The sequence below is a fragment of the Pseudoxanthomonas broegbernensis genome (assembly GCF_014202435.1).
Classification (GTDB): domain Bacteria; phylum Pseudomonadota; class Gammaproteobacteria; order Xanthomonadales; family Xanthomonadaceae; genus Pseudoxanthomonas; species Pseudoxanthomonas broegbernensis.
Map to the genome: position 1 here is coordinate 204,531 of NZ_JACHGU010000005.1, position 16,030 is coordinate 220,560.

Below are 16,030 nucleotides of genomic sequence, written 5' to 3' on the forward strand. Positions count from 1 at the left end.
CTGGATGGACGGCATCGTGACGACCGACTGGAAACAGATCCTCAAGCGCATCGCAATAGCGACCGGCAAGGTCCTCTGGCTCGTGGCCCGATGGCTGTTCGCGCTGCTGGTGAAGGTGGGCCGGTTCATCGTGCTCCGGGCGATCCCGGCCATAGGGGCATGGCTGCGCAGTACGGCCTTCCCGGCGCTGGGACGCCTGTACCGATGGCTGCCGCACCGGCGGCGGGTCGTCGGCGTCGCCGCGGGTGCCGCCGCGATCGCGGTCGCGGTCCTGCTGCTGCGCGTGCCGGACGACCCGGGCGCCCCGGCCCCGCACACCGCGCAGGCGCCCGCCAAGCCCGCCGAACCCGCCGTGCTGACCCTGACCCCGATGCGGGCGCCGCCCGGCGCCGCCATCGTCGCCAACGGCCTGGCCCTGGCCGAGGGCGAGCCCTTCGAGGTCACCGTCGGCGGCCTGCCGGCCGCCGCGCAGCGGCTGGACGACGGCCGCCTGCAGCTTCGCGTCCCGCTCTACCTGGGCGATGGCGCCTGGCCGGTGCCGCCGGCCGAGGCGCAGGCCGTGGAGGTGCGGCGCGACGGCACCCTGCTGGCGGCCAGCCAAGCCGGGCTGCGGGTGACCGAGCTTCCGCGCGCGCCGGGTACCACGGCACGGGTGCAGCGCTCGCTGGACGCGGCCACCACCGCCTACGAGCGCATCTTCGAGTCCCTGCCCGCCAGCGACGAACAGGACCGCGTACAGCGCCGCGCCCTGCTGGCGGCACTGCGCGGGCTGGTGAGCGAGGGCGACCACTCGCTGGCGGCCTTGCTGGCCGGCACCTCGCCGCTGCTCGAAGGCGCCGAACCGGACGCGGAACTGATGGACGCGCTCCTGGCCTCCGGCGGCGTGGCGGACAACCTGGACGCCTTCGCGCAGGCGCTCGGCCCCGGTCCGGCCGACAGTGGTTCCGTCGCCCTGCTGGCGGCCGGCGGCAGCGCCTTCCCCATGGCGCTTTCGCTGGGGTCCATGCCCACGCCGTTCTCGACGGCCGGCGGGCCCAAGTGCCGCGGCGACGGCAAGGACTTCGAACTCGCCTGCCAGATGCAGATGTACGGGCTGCTGGACGACCTGGCCCGGGAATACATCAAGCCCACCGCCGACACCTACGCCAACGTCATGCTGGCACTTGCCACCGTGGGGGCGCCGCTGTCCGCCCACCCCCTCAGCACCCTCATATCCGCCGTGCTGAGCGTGGCCAACCTGGTGATCGGGAAGATCGCACCGTCGCTGCTGCCCTCCAACCTGACCCGGTTCGAGCTGGAGTCGGTCAAGCCGCTCGTCGCGCTGCAGGAAACGGTCCCGGCGCGCATCGTCGTCGAGGCCCGGAACACGCCCCAGTCCATCACCCTCAACGATCTCATCGACGTGGCCAAGTCCACCGTCGGCGCGGCCATCGAGTTCGACGGCTACGTCGTGGAAACCCTCAAGCGGATGTTCTACTACACCATCGACCTCTACATGGGCGTGCTGCGCGGCGTCGACCACGTCAGTCCCAACGCCTCCGATGCGGTCAACCCCGGCCTGTTCACCCTGCCGATGAAGAAGTGGGGCCCGCTCAAGGTCAGCAGCTCCGACCTGGTGAGCCTGTTCAGTTACGACGAACCCATCCTCGCCACCCGCGAGGAGGAGATGGAGTGGCGCGCAGAGCAAAGGGGCCAGACCACCGTGCGGGCGATGCCGCGCGGGCCGGGCGAGCGCAGCAAGGTGCTGCAGGACCACACCCTGTGCTGGGGCTGCGTCTGGAGCGGCGGCGCATTCGGCACCGAGATGCCGCAAAGCTCGAAGAGGGTCGCCGTGGAGATCGAGTTCAAGGCCCTCCCGCCGCAGGGCAAGGCGCCGCTGGACGTCGACCTGGCCTGGGAACTGAAGCCGCGGGAAGACCGCGCGCCGGTCCCCTGCACGGTGGACTTCGGCGACGGGACGCAGGCCCGGCGCATCCCCGACTGCACCGACACCGCCCGCGTCCGCCACACCTACGACTACACCTCGCGCCTGAACGAGAAGACCGGCGGAGCCTACCTGCCCACGCTGCGCATCGACGGCAGCCCCATCGAGGCCAAGGCCGAAGTGTTCACCGACTGGACGTTCCGCAGCTCGCCCGAGACCGGGCAGGCACCGCTGGAGGCCAAGTTCCACTGGGACATTCCCTGGCCGCCGGACCAGAAGGCGCCGCGCTGCGAGTTCGACCCGGGCGACGGCTCGGCGCGGGAAAGCTTCGACGACTGCCTCGCCGTCACGCGCACCGAGCACACCTTCGAGCGCCGCGGCAGCTTCGTGCCCACGCTGACCCTCATCCACGGCGGCGCCAGGGACACCAAGACCGCGCCGGTGTCGGTGGCCGAAGAGGGCACCTGCGACGCGGACCTGCTCAAGCACAAGGCCTGGACCGGCAGCGTATCCTTCAGCCAGAGCCGCGACGTGTGGCATCCCAGGGGCTACTACCACGTCGTGTACAGCCACAGCATTCGCCTGCACGCGCGGATGGACGAGCGCACCCGGCGCGAGTTCCGCGGGGCCGACTACCTCGTGCAGTACTACAGCCCGCTACCGGAAGGATCGGCCAAGATCACCTATTCGCGGCACGACTATTCCGGCGACAGGCTGAACAGCTCCGACACGTTCGACGGCAGCGGCCGGCTGCAGCGGCAGGAGCCGCACATGAGCGAGGACGGCTCGATGCTCACCCTCACCCTCAACGCCAAGAAATGCACCTTCTCCCTCTACCTGCAAGGCCAGGTCTTCGGCTCGGGCGAGCAGTGGGACTACAAGGGAACCGAAGCGTACAGCGGCTACCGCTGGTTCAACTCGGTCCACGTCGAGGGCATGGTGACGTCCTCCGGCTCCATCAGCGGCTCATCGTCGGTGCCGTTGCTCTCGCGCAGCCAGATCGAGCGCAACGACATCGAGAAGACCAGTTGGGCCAGCGAGCTGGATGGCGTCGTCGGGGCGCTGGGCGAGAACGGCCTCGGCAGCATGGCGGTGAGCTGGCAGTTCGCCCCGGCGGACTGACGGCCGGCCGCAGGAACGTCCTTGGCGCGATGGGCCTGTCGCGAACGGGCCGGAAAGCGCGGCGGCCCCAAACGAGAACCCCGCCGAAAGGCGGGGTTCTCTGCTGTTGCGGTACGGCTCGCGGGCCGGATCAGAAATCCATGCCGCCCATGCCGCCCATGCCGCCGCCCGGCATCGCCGGCTCGTCCTTCTTCGGCAGCTCGGCCACCATCGCCTCGGTGGTGATCATCAGGCCGGCGATCGAGGCCGCGTTCTGCAGCGCCGAGCGGGTGACCTTGGTCGGGTCCAGGATGCCGAACTCGATCATGTCGCCGTACTGGCCGGTGGCGGCGTTGTAGCCGTAGTTGCCCTTGCCGTCCTTGACCGCGTTGAGCACCACGCTGGGCTCTTCGCCGCAGTTGGTCACGATCTCGCGCAGCGGGGCTTCCATCGCGCGCAGGGCGATCACGATGCCGTGGTTCTGGTCCTCGTTCGCGCCCTTGAGGCTGCCGATGGCCTGCAGCGCGCGCACCAGGGCCACGCCGCCGCCCGGCACCACGCCTTCTTCCACCGCCGCACGCGTGGCGTGCAGGGCGTCCTCGACGCGCGCCTTCTTTTCCTTCATCTCGATCTCGGTCGAGGCACCGACCTTGATCACCGCCACGCCGCCGGCCAGCTTGGCCACGCGCTCCTGCAGCTTCTCGCGGTCGTAGTCCGAGGAGGTCTCCTCGATCTGCGCCTTGATCTGCTTGATGCGCGACTCGATGGCGGCGGTGTCGCCGGCGCCGTCGATGAGGGTGGTGTTCTCCTTGGAGACCTGCACCTTCTTGGCGCGGCCCAGGTCCTTGATGGTGGCCTTCTCGAGCTGCAGGCCCACTTCCTCGGAGATCACGGTGCCGCCGGTCAGCACGGCCATGTCTTCCAGCATCGCCTTGCGGCGGTCGCCGAAGCCCGGGGCCTTGACCGCGACGACCTTGACGATGCCGCGGATGGTGTTGACCACCAGGGTCGCCAGGGCCTCGCCCTCGACTTCCTCGGCCACGATCAGCAGCGGCTTGCCGGCCTTGGCCACGCCTTCCAGCACGGGCAGCAGGTCGCGCACGTTGGAGATCTTCTTGTCGTGCAGCAGGATGAACGGGTCGTCCAGGTCGGCCGACTGGCTCTGCTGGTTGTTGATGAAGTACGGCGACAGGTAGCCGCGGTCGAACTGCATGCCCTCGACCACGTCCAGCTCGTTCTCAAGGCCCGAGCCTTCCTCGACGGTGATCACGCCTTCCTTGCCGACCTTCTTCATCGCGTCGGCGATGATGGTGCCGATCGACTCGTCGGAGTTGGCCGAGATGGTGCCGACCTGGGCGATGGCCTTGTCGTCGGCGGTGGGCTTGGACAGCTTCTTCAGCTCCTCGACGGCGGCCTTCACCGCCTGGTCGATGCCGCGCTTGAGGTCCATCGGGTTCATGCCCGCGGCCACGGCCTTGGCGCCCTCGCGGATGAAGGCCTGGGCCAGCACGGTGGCGGTGGTGGTGCCGTCGCCGGCGTTGTCGGAGGTCTTGGAAGCGACTTCCTTGACCATCTGCGCGCCCATGTTCTCGAACTTGTCGGACAGCTCGATCTCCTTGGCGACGGACACGCCGTCCTTGGTGATCGTCGGGGCGCCGAAGCTCTTCTCGAGCACGACGTTGCGGCCCTTCGGGCCGAGGGTGGCCTTGACGGCATTGGCGAGGGTGTTCACGCCGCGCACCATGCGGGCGCGCGCGTCTTCACCGAAACGGATTTCCTTGGCAGCCATTGGTTAACTCCGGAATGCGTTGATGGGGGTTGGGGAATGGGTGGACCCGGCGATCAGCCGAGGATCGCGAAGATGTCGTCTTCCTTCACCACCAGGTACTCGGTGCCGTCCAGCTTGACCTCGGTGCCGCTGTACTTGCCGAACAGCACCTGGTCGCCGGCCTTGACCTTCGGCGCGCGGACGGTGCCGTTCTCCAGCACCTTGCCCTCGCCCACGGCCACGACCTGGCCCTTGATCGGCTTCTCGGTGGCCGAATCGGGAATCACGATGCCACCGGCGGAGACCTTCTCTTCCTCGGTACGCTTGATGACGACGCGGTCGAAAAGCGGCTTGATGTTGCTCATTTCAATCCCTCTTAAGTGATTGATTGGGTTGGAAATCGGGCGGCGATTCTAGCACTCGCCTCGTGCGGGTGCCAGCGCCGCGGGCGGCAAAAGCCCGGTCCGGAGACCGGGTCGACGAGGCACATGGGGACGCGGTGGGAGCCTTTCAAGGGCGGCGGCCTGCCTGGCGGCGGCACCTTGCGGCTTGACCCTGGCAGGCGCCGCCTTTAACGTTAATTTCTTCATCAAATTAACGACAAATGCCCTTGTCCATAAACAATCGCCAGCAAACAGGCTTGTCGTTACCAATTCACCGAAATCGATGGTCAACAGGACTTGTCCATGCGCATCCACTCACAAGAACCTCAGGCGTCAAGGTTTCGCACTTGGTGAACATCGAATCGTCTTGACTGCGAGCCAGTCCATGTCCATGAACCTCGACATCAGCCAAGCCGTGCACTACCACCTCGATAAGTTCCCCCCGGCCGGGCTGGACTATGCCCGCCTGATGCCGGGACTGCTGGGGGCCACCGCCGCGCTGGCCCGCTACGACCAGATGCTGAGCGGCCTGCACAACAGCGAACTCTTCCTGGCCCCGCTTCGCGGACAGGAGGCGGTGGTCTCCTCGCGCATGGAAGGCACGATCAGCACCCTGGACGAGATCCTCCAACTGGAAGCCGAATTCGACGACGACGATGCCGGGGCCTCCCTGGAATACCGCTCCGACGCGATCGGAACCGCCCTGTACCGGCGCGCGCTGAATACCGCGCAACAGCGCATGGAACAGGGCCAGCCCCTGACCGAATCGCTGCTGCGCAGCGTCCACCGCCAGTTGCTCTCCTTCGGGCGCGGTGCCCACAAGTCGCCGGGCGCCTACAAGCGCGAGCAGAACTACATCGGCGAGCGCGGCAGTCGCAAGGTGAACTTCGTGCCCATCGCGCCCGAGCACCTGGCCGGCGGCATGGAATCGCTGTTCCGGCTGATCGGCGACGCGTCCATGCCGGTGCTGCTGCGTACCGCCCTGGCCCATGCGGAGTTCGAGTCGCTGCACCCGTTCGAGGATGGCAACGGCCGCGTCGGCCGCATGCTGATCACGCTCATGCTGTGGCAGGGCAAGGCCATCGCCGCGCCGCACTTCTACATCAGCCGCTATTTCGAGGACAACAAGGACGAGTACCTGGACCGGCTGCGCCGCGTCTCCGCCGACGACGACTGGGAGGGCTGGTGCCGGTTCTTCCTGGCGGCGGTCGAGCAGCAAGCCATCGGCAACCTGGAGGCAGCCCAGGCCATTGGCGACTTCTACGCGCAGATGAAGCCGGTTTTCGCCGAACTCCTGTCGTCCCGGTATGCGGTGGCGGCGCTGGACTACCTGTTCACCTATCCCGTCTTCAGCAACAGCCGGTTCACCCGCACGGCCGGCATACCGCCGCAGACCGCCGCACGCTTCACCCGTGTGCTGCTGCAGGAAGGCCTGCTGCAGGTGGTGCGCGAGGCGGCCGGCCGGCGGTCGGCGATGTATCGCTTCGAACCGTTGATGCAGCGGGTGCGGGTGTAGCCTGCGAAAACGCGCGGGGCCGGCGAAAGCCGGCCCCGCGCGATGCGTCCCAGGCTGCGTGCATCAGAGGTAACGACTCCATTGCACCTGGGCGCCCGGGGTCGGAATCGCCGGGATGCTTTCGCACACGGGCAGGTGCATCTGGTCGGATTCGGTCGGCACGGTGATGCGGGCGCCGCCCTGGTCGATCAAGGTGGTGCTGTCGGACTGGTTGGCCCCCACGGTCAGCGTACCCTGGACCACGGTGACGTTGGCCGCCGTGCCCAGGTTCCGTCCCAGGATGACGCTGCCGAAGATGTTCCATCCGGACAACTGGCCTGCGCCTTCGACGATGACCGCCATGTTGCCGATCGGCAACCCGACGTGCTCGACCTCCTTCTCCGTGCCGTCCTCGTCAAGGACCCGCTCCGTCCAAGTAGCGAACTGCGAGGTACCGCCGCTCTTGTCGCACAGGTTGGTGGGCCAGAAGTCGCCGTCGCACAGCGTGGCGGGCGTGGAGAAGTTGGGCGCGACCAGGTCGCCATGGCCCGACTGGGTCAGGGTGACCTTGCTCGTGCCGATGATCGTGTTGACCAGGTCGCGACCGCCATCGGTGCCGTTGACGGTGAAGTCGCCGTCGAACCAGACCACGCCCTTGGGAAAGCTGACCAAGCCGGTGATGTTCCAACCGCCGGTCGGCGTGGCGTCCCTGAAGCAGTGCGCGCCCGCATTGCCCGCGCCCTGCCAGTTGCAGGCCAGGAACGGCGCCCCGGTGCCGGCCGGCATCCGTCGCAGATCCCCGGTGAGCAGGTTGTAGGTACCGTCGATCGAGACGCCACTGGCGGCCTTCACGTTGCGTACGGTCAACGTCGGCAAGCCATCCACGAACTCGAAGACGTAGTTGGCCTGCGCCTTGTAAGCCTCGGCATCCACGGCCCGGACGCGCGCATCGCAATAGGGAATGCCGGGCAGCCCGGGCGTCGTGCCGGCCTGCAGGTCGGCCGCGCCCACGGCCGCCATGCCCTCGCCGGCCGGCAATGGTGCCTTGGAGACGCCGTAGTACATCTGCCCGGCGATGGCACCCGAGCCGGCGACGGTCGGAAAGTTCCAGTGGTTGGTCGGCGAGCCGCGTCCGGCGCCCTTGGCCCAGAGATCGCCGCCACCGACCAGCGTACCGATATTGCCGGTGCCCATGGTCAGGCCGCCGTTGACGCGCAGCACGGCGACGTTGGCCGCCCCGGTCAATCCCCCGCCGGCACCGAGGCCCAAGCGCACGTCGTGGCCCCATACCAGCCCGGTCTGGGCCAACCCTTCTGCCCCGATGCCGCCACCGAAGATCGAGCCGGCCTGCAGGGTGAAACTGTCCGGCAACTCGCCCTCGCCGCTCAGCCGTTCGGCCGCGACACGGGCACCACTGATCGCGCCCGTGGCCGCATCGATGACCAGGTCGTCCGGATCGAGTACGAACTGGCTGCCATCGCTCAACTCGATCACGAAGGTGGCCGAGTCGGCATCGGGCACCACCGTGCCGGTAGTCCAGGGAATGCCGCCCGAGGCGGTTGCCGCCACCAGCTTTCCGCCCACGCGCGTGGTGCCCACCGCGGTACCGTTGGCCATCACCGATGCCGTGTAGGCGCCGGCGCGCAGCGCGGCGTACCTGGCCCCGGACGAGGAACCGTCCAGGCTGATCGAACGGCCCCAGAACGTGGTGCCGTTGGGCGGCGTCATGCCGGTCACCGAGATGTCGCCCTCGGCATGCAGGTAGCCATCATTGGTGATGCCGCCGCCACTGAGGGTGATGTTGCCCTTGGCACAACCGGAAATGCGCGCCGACGAGGAACTGCCCACGGTCAGGCTGCCGGCCACGGCGATGTTCGCGTAATCGGTGGATTCGCCATCGGTCACGCCCAGCGAACCGCCGGTGATGTCCAGGTCGCCGTTGAAGACCATCAGCGCGGACGGCAGCGAGGCGCAGGTGCCGGTGGTCGAGCCGCTGCTGCCGCCGACCTCGTAGACCACCTCGACGGTGGAAGTGGCCAACGGCGCGGCGGCCGAACCGGCCGCACGGCCGATGACCTGCGCAGTCACTTCGTAGGACTGGAAGCTGGCGCTCTTCCGGACACGCAGCAGGTAGGCGTCGAAACCGAAACCGTCGTCGACCTGCAGCGCCAAGGGTTCGGACAATTCCGCGTCCTCGCCCGGCTTCCAGGCACTGGCCGAATTCCAGCCCGCCGCTTCCTCGAAGCTGCCGCAACCGCCGGCCCCGCCCCCGGCCGGGATGCATCCGCCCGCTGGAGGATGGCCGTAGGAAAGCCCGTACAGGATCATCTTGCCTTCGTCGGTAGCGGACATCCCCGCCAATGCATCGCGCAGGAACTCCACCCCGCGCCAGGCCGACGCCTGGGCGGTGGTCACCGAATGGGTCGCCAACTGGCGCTGCTGGTTGCCGCGCAGTGCGTAGGCCACGGCCAACGCGGTGACCGTCACCGCAAGGCCCACCAGCAGCAGGATCAGGAGGGTGGAAATACCGCGCTGGCGGGCGATGCCCGGCCGCCGGCGGGTTCGTCTGGATGTCGTGCTCACAGGCTTCCTCCACTGGCGGGCGGCGATGCGCTGGCTTTTCTCGAGGCCACGATGTTGGACAGGCAGGCACTGAACAATTCGCGCCCCTTGCTTTCCAGCACCAGCCTCGGAGACTCGGTGCGGCTGTCCGCCTTGGCCTGCTGCGCATAGGGCAGGGTGCAGCGCTCGCCCTCGGCATTCACGACCCTGAAGCCGGAATCGCTCTCGGCCGCGGCCATGTCCAGGTAGGAGCCGCCGGCGGCATCGGCCACCGCGCTTCCATCGCGCTCCTTCCACGGCTCGCCGTAGGCGAGCACCACGTCCCTTTCGCGCGTCCAGCCGGCCGACGGGATATCGGCGCAGGGTTCGGGCCTGCGGAAATACATCGTCACGCTGCGGTCCTCCCCCGAGGCGATCTCCAGGCGCGCGCAGCCGTCGACGGAACGCCAGGTCACGTTGCGCTTGTCGGCATCGTCCACGGCGATGGCGTAGCGCTTGATCGCGGCGGGGTCGGCGGCGGCGCCCTCGGCCACGTCGGGCAGCTCGGGATCGGCGATGCCGTACCCGGCGCTGTGCAGTTCCAACTGCGCGGCCAGCAGGCCCGAGGCCACCTGGCCGTCGCGCAGGGAATCGGCCGAGGCGCGGCCGGACACCTCGACCATCATCTTGTAGACGGCCAGCATGGCGGCGATGGTCAGCAGCGAGATGACCAGCCCGACCATCATGCTCACCAGGCTGTAGCCGCGCTGGCTGGCGCGGGGGGCGGCGAGGGGCCTCATGGCGCATCTCCCCCGGCGGCGGCGGGAACGACGCTGCTGACCGCCAGCACCAACGTGTCGCCCTTCGTCGCGGTCAGCTCGACGACCGGCGGCAGCTTGGCGGTGAACGTCACCCCGCCGATTTCCAGTTGCTCGTCGGTGGCGGCGGAGCACGCCTGCCTGCCGAGCGAGATGTCGCCCTTCAACTGCGCGGGCAGGCCCTTCTTGTCCGCCAGCGGCGCCGGGTCGTCGCACAGATCCACGCCGGCCACCTGCATGACGTTGCGCAACTCGCCCACCACCAGCGCGTCGATGCCCGCATCGTGCTGGCTGCTGACGATGCGCGAGGCCACGTGGGCCATGCCCGCCGCCATGATGGCGGTGATCAGCACGCCGATCAGCGCCTCCAGCAGCACGTCGCCGCGCTGGCGCCCGGGATCAGAGAAGTGCGACATCCATGACCTCCTGGTTGCCTGCCTTGATGAACACGTCGGCGGCCGTGCCGCCGGGGGCGACGCAATCCACGCCGCCGTAGCTGGACGCCACCAGCACGCCGCGCGTGTCGTAGGCCGCGCAGACGAAATCCCCGGCGTCCTCCTCCTGGCCGACCTTCAACTGCAGGCTGCCCGGGTTGGCGATCGCTCCTTGCCAGTTCCCCGCCGCGCATCCTTCCCAGGCGCTGCCGTCGGCAGTGCGCGAGATCACGCACAGGACGTGCCCGTCCTTGTCGTAGACGACCGCCGCCGCGCCCTGCCCGGCCTGGGCCGAGGTCAACGCCAGCGGGTTGCGCATCGCCCGCGAGCGCGCCTGGCCCACGGCCTCCAGCAGGTTGCTGCGCGCGCGCATCTGCCGGGTGCCGTCGACCCAGTCCCGGGTGAACGGCGCGGCGGCCAGCAGCAGCATGGCCATGATCGCGATGCCGACCATCAGCTCGATCAGGGTGAAACCGGCCGCAAGTGGGCCGGAACGCCCGATCACCATGAAATGTCCCCGACCGACGGGCACCCGCTGTTGCCGCGGATGTTGTCGGCGTTGATCGACACCGCGCAGCCGCTGAGCTTGCCGCCCACGCCGGTGGCGGTCAGGGTGTACCCGCTGGAGGTGCTGTAGGCGAAGCCGAAGTCGGCCGACTTGGATGCCGGCGACCAGCCGGGGAACGCGGCCTTGACCGCATCGGTGGTGCCGGCGGCCGTGTCCGGGAACTTCAGCGTCCGCTGCCGGTGGTTCTCCACCGCCGCCGCCAGCGCCTGCAGGTCGGCCTGGGCGGTGCGGATCTTGCTGCGCACGACGTAGTCCAGGTACGACGGCAACGCGATCGCCAGCAGGATCGCCACGACGGCGACCACGATCATCAGCTCGATCAACGTGAAGCCCGATGGTTTCGACGGACTGCGCATGTTTCCGGGACCCCCTGTCGTCCTGGTGGAAACTGGATTCGGATTTTGGATTTCCGGGATATCACATACCTTATCGGCCGCCGGAAGGCACCCTGAGGTATTGCGGCGCAGCAATATTTGATATGCCGATATCCGCATACCTTCAATGGCAATTGTAGCGCAGTACCTATATCAGAACCACGTCACGAAACAAGCCGGGCCGCCCGCGCCCGGACGGACGGCCCGGCGGTCGCTATGATGCCGGCCGATGCGCGTCCATCTCGTTCTTTGCAGTTGCCCGGACCGCCCGTCGGCCGAGACCTTGGCCGAGACCCTGGTTCAGGAACGGCTGGCGGCATGCGCGAGCGTGTTGCCGGGGCTGCGTTCGGTCTACCGGTGGGAAGGCCGGATCGAACGGGCGGAAGAAGCGCTGCTCCTGATCAAGACCGAAGCAAGCCGCGTGCCGCGCCTGATGGAACGGGTGCGGGCGCTGCACCCGTATGAACTTCCCGAAATCCTCACGGTCGAAGCGGCCGGCGGCCTGCCCGCCTACCTGGCCTGGGTGGCCGCACAAACCCGCGAAGGCGACTGATCCGATGTCCATCTCTTACCGCTTCCTCCTCCAGGCCCTGCTGGGCCTGCTGCTGGCGTGTTCCATCGCGCCGCACGCCCGGGCGCTGGACGAGCGCGACCTGCTGCCCGTGGACCAGGCCTTCGTACTGAGCGCCAGCGCGCCCACGCGCGACCGCATCGAGCTGCGCTGGCAGATCGCCGACGGCTACTACATGTACCGGCACCGTACCGCGGTCGCCGCCAGTGGCGGCTTCGCCGGCGGCAGGCTGGACCTGCCGGCGGGCACCCGCCACGTCGACGAGTTCTTCGGCCCGGTGGAGACCTACCGCGGCGAACTGGTCGCCCTGCTCGAAGGCCAGGCCAGCGGCGACGAGGCCATGCTGGAGGTCAAGTACCAGGGCTGCGCCGACATCGGCATCTGCTATCCGCCGCAGACCCGCAAGCTGCGGGTGGCGCTGCCCGGGGCGGCGACCGCGTCCGCCGGCCTGCCAGCGGCGGCCGGCGGCGCGCTGGCCGGGCTTCCGGGCCAGCCGGCCCTGCCCGAGACCCAGGCGTTTTCCCTGGACGCCATCGCCGACGGCGGCAACCTCATCCAGGTCCGCCTGCAGCCCGCACCGGGCTACTACATCTACCGCGACCGCAGCCGGTTCGTGCTGGAAGGCGATGCGGGCGTGCAGGCGCTGGCGCCGCGCTGGCCGGCCGGCACCCTGCATCGCGACGAGCACTTCGGCGAGGTGGTGGTGTACTTCCGCACCGCCGAGGTGGAACTGCCGGTACGGCGCAGCCACGCGCGGCCGGTGCAGGCCACCCTGGTGGCGACGTTCCAGGGCTGCCAGGATGGCGGCCTGTGCTATCCGCCGCTGACCCGGCGCATCGCGGTGGACCTGCCGGCGGGCCAGGCGGGCGCGGATGCGCCGGCGCTGGCGGCGACGTCCTCCGGCCCCGGCACGGACGACACGGCCGCGACAGCCGCCGACACCCAGGATGCCGGTGCCGCCCCGCTCTCCACCGCCGAACCGGTCTCGCCGGATGCCTCGCAAGGCAACGCGCTGCGCACCGCCGCGCCGCCGGTGGCCGATGCGTCCGGCCTGGCCGGCATCCTGCTGCTGGCCCTGCTTGGCGGCCTGATCCTGAACCTGATGCCGTGCGTGCTGCCGGTCCTCTCGCTCAAGGCGCTGGGCCTGGCGCAGAGCGGCGAGAGCCGGCAGCGGGCCCGGGCGCATGCGCTGTGGTACACCGCCGGCGTGCTGGTGGCCTTCGCCACGGTCGGGGCGCTGGTGGTGGGGCTGCGTGCGGCCGGGCAGGCGGCCGGCTGGGGCTTCCAGTTGCAGCAACCGTGGTTCGTGGCGGCGCTGGCCTACCTGATGTTCGCCGTGGGCCTGAGCCTGTCGGGGGTGTTCACCCTGGGCGGCGGGGTGGGCGGCCGCCTGGCGGCCCCGCGCAGCGGCCCGGCCGGCGACTTCCTCACCGGCGTGCTGGCCTGCGTGGTCGCCAGCCCGTGCATCGCGCCGTTCATGGGGCCGGCACTGGCCTATGCCTTCGCCGCGACGCCGCCGGCGGGGATGCTGGTGTTCCTGACGATGGGGCTGGGGCTGGCGCTGCCGTTCCTGCTGATCGGGCTGGTCCCGGCGCTGGCGCGGCGGCTGCCGCAACCGGGGGCATGGATGGAGACGCTCAAGCAGGTGCTGGCCTTCCCCATGTACCTCACCGCGGTCTGGCTGCTGTGGGTGCTGGGCAAGCAGCGCGGCGTGGACGCGGCGGCGCTGGTGCTGGCCGGCGCGGCGCTGCTGGCGCTGGCGCTGTGGGCGTTCGAGCGTGGTCGCTGGCGCAGTTCGCGCCCGGTGGCGGTGGTGGCGCTGCTGCTGGCCGCGGTGGCGCTGGCGCCGGTATGGGGCGTCACCCGGCTGGCCCCGGCCGCCGCCGCCCCGTCCGGCGACGCGGTGGCCTATTCGCCCCAGGCCCTGGACGGGCTGCGCGCGCAGGACCGGGTGGTGTTCGTCAACATGACCGCCGACTGGTGCGTGACCTGCAAGGCCAACGAGCGCAACGTGCTGGCGCGCGCGGCGTTCCAGGACCTGCTCGGCCGCACCGACGCGGTCTACATGAAGGGCGACTGGACCAACGCCGACCCGCAGATCGGCACCTTCCTCGAAGAACACAAGGCCGTCGGCGTGCCGCTGTACGTGGTCTACGGCCCCGGTGCGCCGCCGGCCGTGCTGCCGCCGGTGCTCACCGCGGCCGTCGTCGAGGACGCGCTGCTGCGCGCCGCGGCACGGTGAACGCCGGCCGCCTGCGGCTCCTGGGCGTGGCGGCGCTCGCCGGTGCGCTGGGGCTGGCGGCCAGCCACTGGTACGGCGGCAGCCCGCTGCCACGTACCCAGGCCGGCCAGCGCGCCCTGCAGGCGGTGGCCGGCATGACCGCCCCGGTGCCGCCGGACGGGGTCGAGCCGGCCCGGCCCGGCGACCCGCTGCCGACGGTCCGCCTGCCCGGCCTGGACGGCAACCTCGTCGATCTGGCCGGCATCGCACCGGGCAGGCCGTTGCTGGTCAACGTCTGGGCGAGCTGGTGCGGGCCGTGCGTGGAGGAGATGCCCGAGCTGCAGCGCTATGCCCATGCCCAGGGCGACGCCGGCGTGCAGGTGGTCGGCCTGGCCCTGGACACGCCGGACGGCGTGCACGGCTTCCTGCAGCGGGTGCCGGTGGCCTATCCGATCCTGCTCGACACGCCCGGCCCGGCCGATGCCAGCGTCTGGCTGGGCAACACCCGCGGGCTGCTGCCATACAGCGTGCTGGTCGATGCGCGCCGGCGCGTGGTGAAGCAGAAACTGGGGCCGTTCGCGCCCGGCGAGATCGAGGGCTGGGCCCGCCTGCCCTGAATCGTCCGGCCGTCCGCTGCCGGCGCCGCACGCCTGACAAGGCGCCCGTCGATGGGAGCGGCCCCGACGGCCGTCCCCGGCCGGGAAAGCGCGCCGTTCCAGGCCCCCCCCGACGGGGCGGAATGGCCAGATACGTTCAATCGACCGCTTGAAACGCCGACATCTTCGCCGAACTGGACAGTAATGGCGCCATCGCGCAGACTGCCGCCCTTTCCGGCTCCGCTTTCACGATGGCCCGACTGCTGGTCCTGCACGGCCCCAACCTCAACCTGCTCGGCACCCGCGAGCCGGAAGTGTACGGGCACGCCACCCTGGCCGGCATCGACGCCGACCTGGCCGCCCGCGCCGCCGCCGCCGGGCACGCGCTGGAATCATTCCAGTCCAATGCCGAGCACGCCCTGGTCGAACGCGTGCAAGCCGCCCGCGGCGACGGCACCGCCTTCATCCTGATCAATCCCGCCGCCTTCACCCACACCTCGGTCGCCCTGCGCGACGCGCTGGCGGCGGTGGCCATTCCCTTCATCGAGATCCACCTGTCCAACCCGCACGCCCGCGAGCCCTTCCGCCAGCACAGCTACTTCAGCGACAAGGCGGTCGGCGTGGTCTGCGGGTTCGGCGCCGACAGCTACCGCTACGCCCTGGACGCCGCCCTGTCGCGGCTGCCGGGCTGACCGACCTTCCCTCAAGACCGCGCCCGCTCCGGCGGACGCCCTTCACAGAGGCCACCATGGACCTGCGCAAGATCAAGAAACTCATCGACCTGCTGGACGAATCCAATCTCGCCGAAATCGAGATCAAGGAAGGCGAGGAGAGCGTGCGCCTGTCGCGCATTCCCCAGGGCATGGCGATGGCCGCCCCGGCCGCCGCGATGGAAGTGCGCGGTCCCGCCGTCGCGGCCGCGCCGGCCATGCCGATGAACTCCCCGGTGGAGGCCGCCACCGGCGGCGCGCCCAAGCCCGGCGGCGACCTGCCCCCCGGCCACGTGGTCCGCGCGCCGATGGTCGGCACCTACTACGCGGCCCCGGCGCCGGACAAGCCGGCCTTCGTGGCCGTCGGCCAGCAGGTCAAGGCCGGCGAGACCCTGGGCATCATCGAGGCGATGAAGATGTTCAACCCGATCGAGGCCGACGCCTCCGGCACGGTGGTGGCCATCCTGTGCGAGAGCGGCCAGCCGATCGAGTTCGACCAGCCGCTGTTCGTGATCGGCTGAGGCCG

General features: G+C 69.8%; 14 protein-coding genes. 7 read left to right on the plus strand and 7 right to left on the minus strand.

What is annotated here, in order from left to right:
• Window positions 1-16 precede the first annotated feature (16 nt).
• Window positions 17-3,046: a PKD domain-containing protein gene (locus tag HNR76_RS11680; RefSeq protein ID WP_183982249.1), complete on the plus strand. Its 3,030-nt coding sequence runs from the start codon at window positions 17-19 to the stop codon at window positions 3,044-3,046.
• 130 nt (window positions 3,047-3,176) lie between these two features.
• Here the strand turns inward: HNR76_RS11680 and groL are convergent, their stop codons facing one another.
• Complete coding sequence (gene groL / locus HNR76_RS11685; protein WP_162310242.1) at window positions 3,177-4,814, minus strand: chaperonin GroEL; 1,638 nt, start codon at window positions 4,812-4,814, stop codon at window positions 3,177-3,179.
• Window positions 4,815-4,867: 53 nt separating this feature from the next.
• The gene (gene groES, locus HNR76_RS11690; protein WP_162310241.1) at window positions 4,868-5,158 is read right to left on the minus strand and encodes a co-chaperone GroES; all 291 of its coding nucleotides are present in this window, start codon (window positions 5,156-5,158) and stop codon (window positions 4,868-4,870) included.
• Between the two features lie 403 nt (window positions 5,159-5,561).
• Here groES and HNR76_RS11695 point away from each other — a divergent pair, with 403 nt between their 5' ends.
• Window positions 5,562-6,692 carry a Fic family protein gene (locus tag HNR76_RS11695; RefSeq protein WP_211373162.1) on the plus strand — a complete coding sequence of 377 codons (1,131 nt, stop codon included), beginning with the start codon at window positions 5,562-5,564 and terminating at the stop codon, window positions 6,690-6,692.
• 63 nt (window positions 6,693-6,755) lie between these two features.
• Here HNR76_RS11695 and HNR76_RS11700 read toward each other — a convergent pair whose 3' ends face one another.
• The 5 genes from HNR76_RS11700 to HNR76_RS11720 are packed head-to-tail and all read right to left on the minus strand — an operon-like array spanning window position 6,756 to window position 11,388.
• Complete coding sequence (locus HNR76_RS11700; protein ID WP_162310240.1) at window positions 6,756-9,254, minus strand: DUF342 domain-containing protein; 2,499 nt, start codon at window positions 9,252-9,254, stop codon at window positions 6,756-6,758.
• Window positions 9,251-10,012, minus strand: a complete 762-nt coding sequence (locus tag HNR76_RS11705; protein WP_162310239.1) for a PilW family protein — start codon at window positions 10,010-10,012, stop codon at window positions 9,251-9,253. The genes HNR76_RS11700 and HNR76_RS11705 overlap by 4 nt, the downstream gene beginning before the upstream one ends.
• Window positions 10,009-10,446: a type IV pilus modification PilV family protein gene (locus HNR76_RS11710; RefSeq protein WP_162310238.1), complete on the minus strand. Its 438-nt coding sequence runs from the start codon at window positions 10,444-10,446 to the stop codon at window positions 10,009-10,011. The genes HNR76_RS11705 and HNR76_RS11710 overlap by 4 nt, the downstream gene beginning before the upstream one ends.
• Entirely contained in the window at window positions 10,430-10,972 is a 543-nt protein-coding gene (locus tag HNR76_RS11715; protein WP_183982251.1) for a pilus assembly FimT family protein, read from the minus strand. The genes HNR76_RS11710 and HNR76_RS11715 overlap by 17 nt, the downstream gene beginning before the upstream one ends.
• The gene (locus HNR76_RS11720) at window positions 10,966-11,388 is read right to left on the minus strand and encodes a type IV pilin protein (protein ID WP_162310237.1); all 423 of its coding nucleotides are present in this window, start codon (window positions 11,386-11,388) and stop codon (window positions 10,966-10,968) included. The genes HNR76_RS11715 and HNR76_RS11720 overlap by 7 nt, the downstream gene beginning before the upstream one ends.
• 247 nt (window positions 11,389-11,635) lie before the next feature.
• On the opposite strand from HNR76_RS11720, the gene cutA reads away from it, so the two are divergent.
• The 5 genes from cutA to accB all read left to right on the plus strand — a co-directional run bounded on the left by cutA (window position 11,636) and on the right by accB (window position 16,025).
• A complete protein-coding gene (gene cutA, locus HNR76_RS11725) occupies window positions 11,636-11,959 on the plus strand; it encodes a divalent-cation tolerance protein CutA (protein WP_162310236.1) in 324 nt (107 codons plus the stop codon).
• Window positions 11,960-11,963: 4 nt separating this feature from the next.
• Window positions 11,964-14,219, plus strand: a complete 2,256-nt coding sequence (locus HNR76_RS11730; RefSeq protein WP_162310235.1) for a protein-disulfide reductase DsbD family protein — start codon at window positions 11,964-11,966, stop codon at window positions 14,217-14,219.
• Window positions 14,216-14,815 (plus strand): TlpA family protein disulfide reductase, encoded by a 600-nt coding sequence (locus HNR76_RS11735; RefSeq protein ID WP_162310234.1) that lies wholly within the window; start codon window positions 14,216-14,218, stop codon window positions 14,813-14,815. The genes HNR76_RS11730 and HNR76_RS11735 overlap by 4 nt, the downstream gene beginning before the upstream one ends.
• A gap of 230 nt (window positions 14,816-15,045) precedes the next feature.
• Window positions 15,046-15,486 (plus strand): type II 3-dehydroquinate dehydratase, encoded by a 441-nt coding sequence (gene aroQ / locus HNR76_RS11740; protein ID WP_162310233.1) that lies wholly within the window; start codon window positions 15,046-15,048, stop codon window positions 15,484-15,486.
• A gap of 56 nt (window positions 15,487-15,542) precedes the next feature.
• Window positions 15,543-16,025 (plus strand): acetyl-CoA carboxylase biotin carboxyl carrier protein, encoded by a 483-nt coding sequence (accB, locus tag HNR76_RS11745; RefSeq protein ID WP_162310232.1) that lies wholly within the window; start codon window positions 15,543-15,545, stop codon window positions 16,023-16,025.
• The last annotated feature ends 5 nt before the right edge of the window (window positions 16,026-16,030 follow it).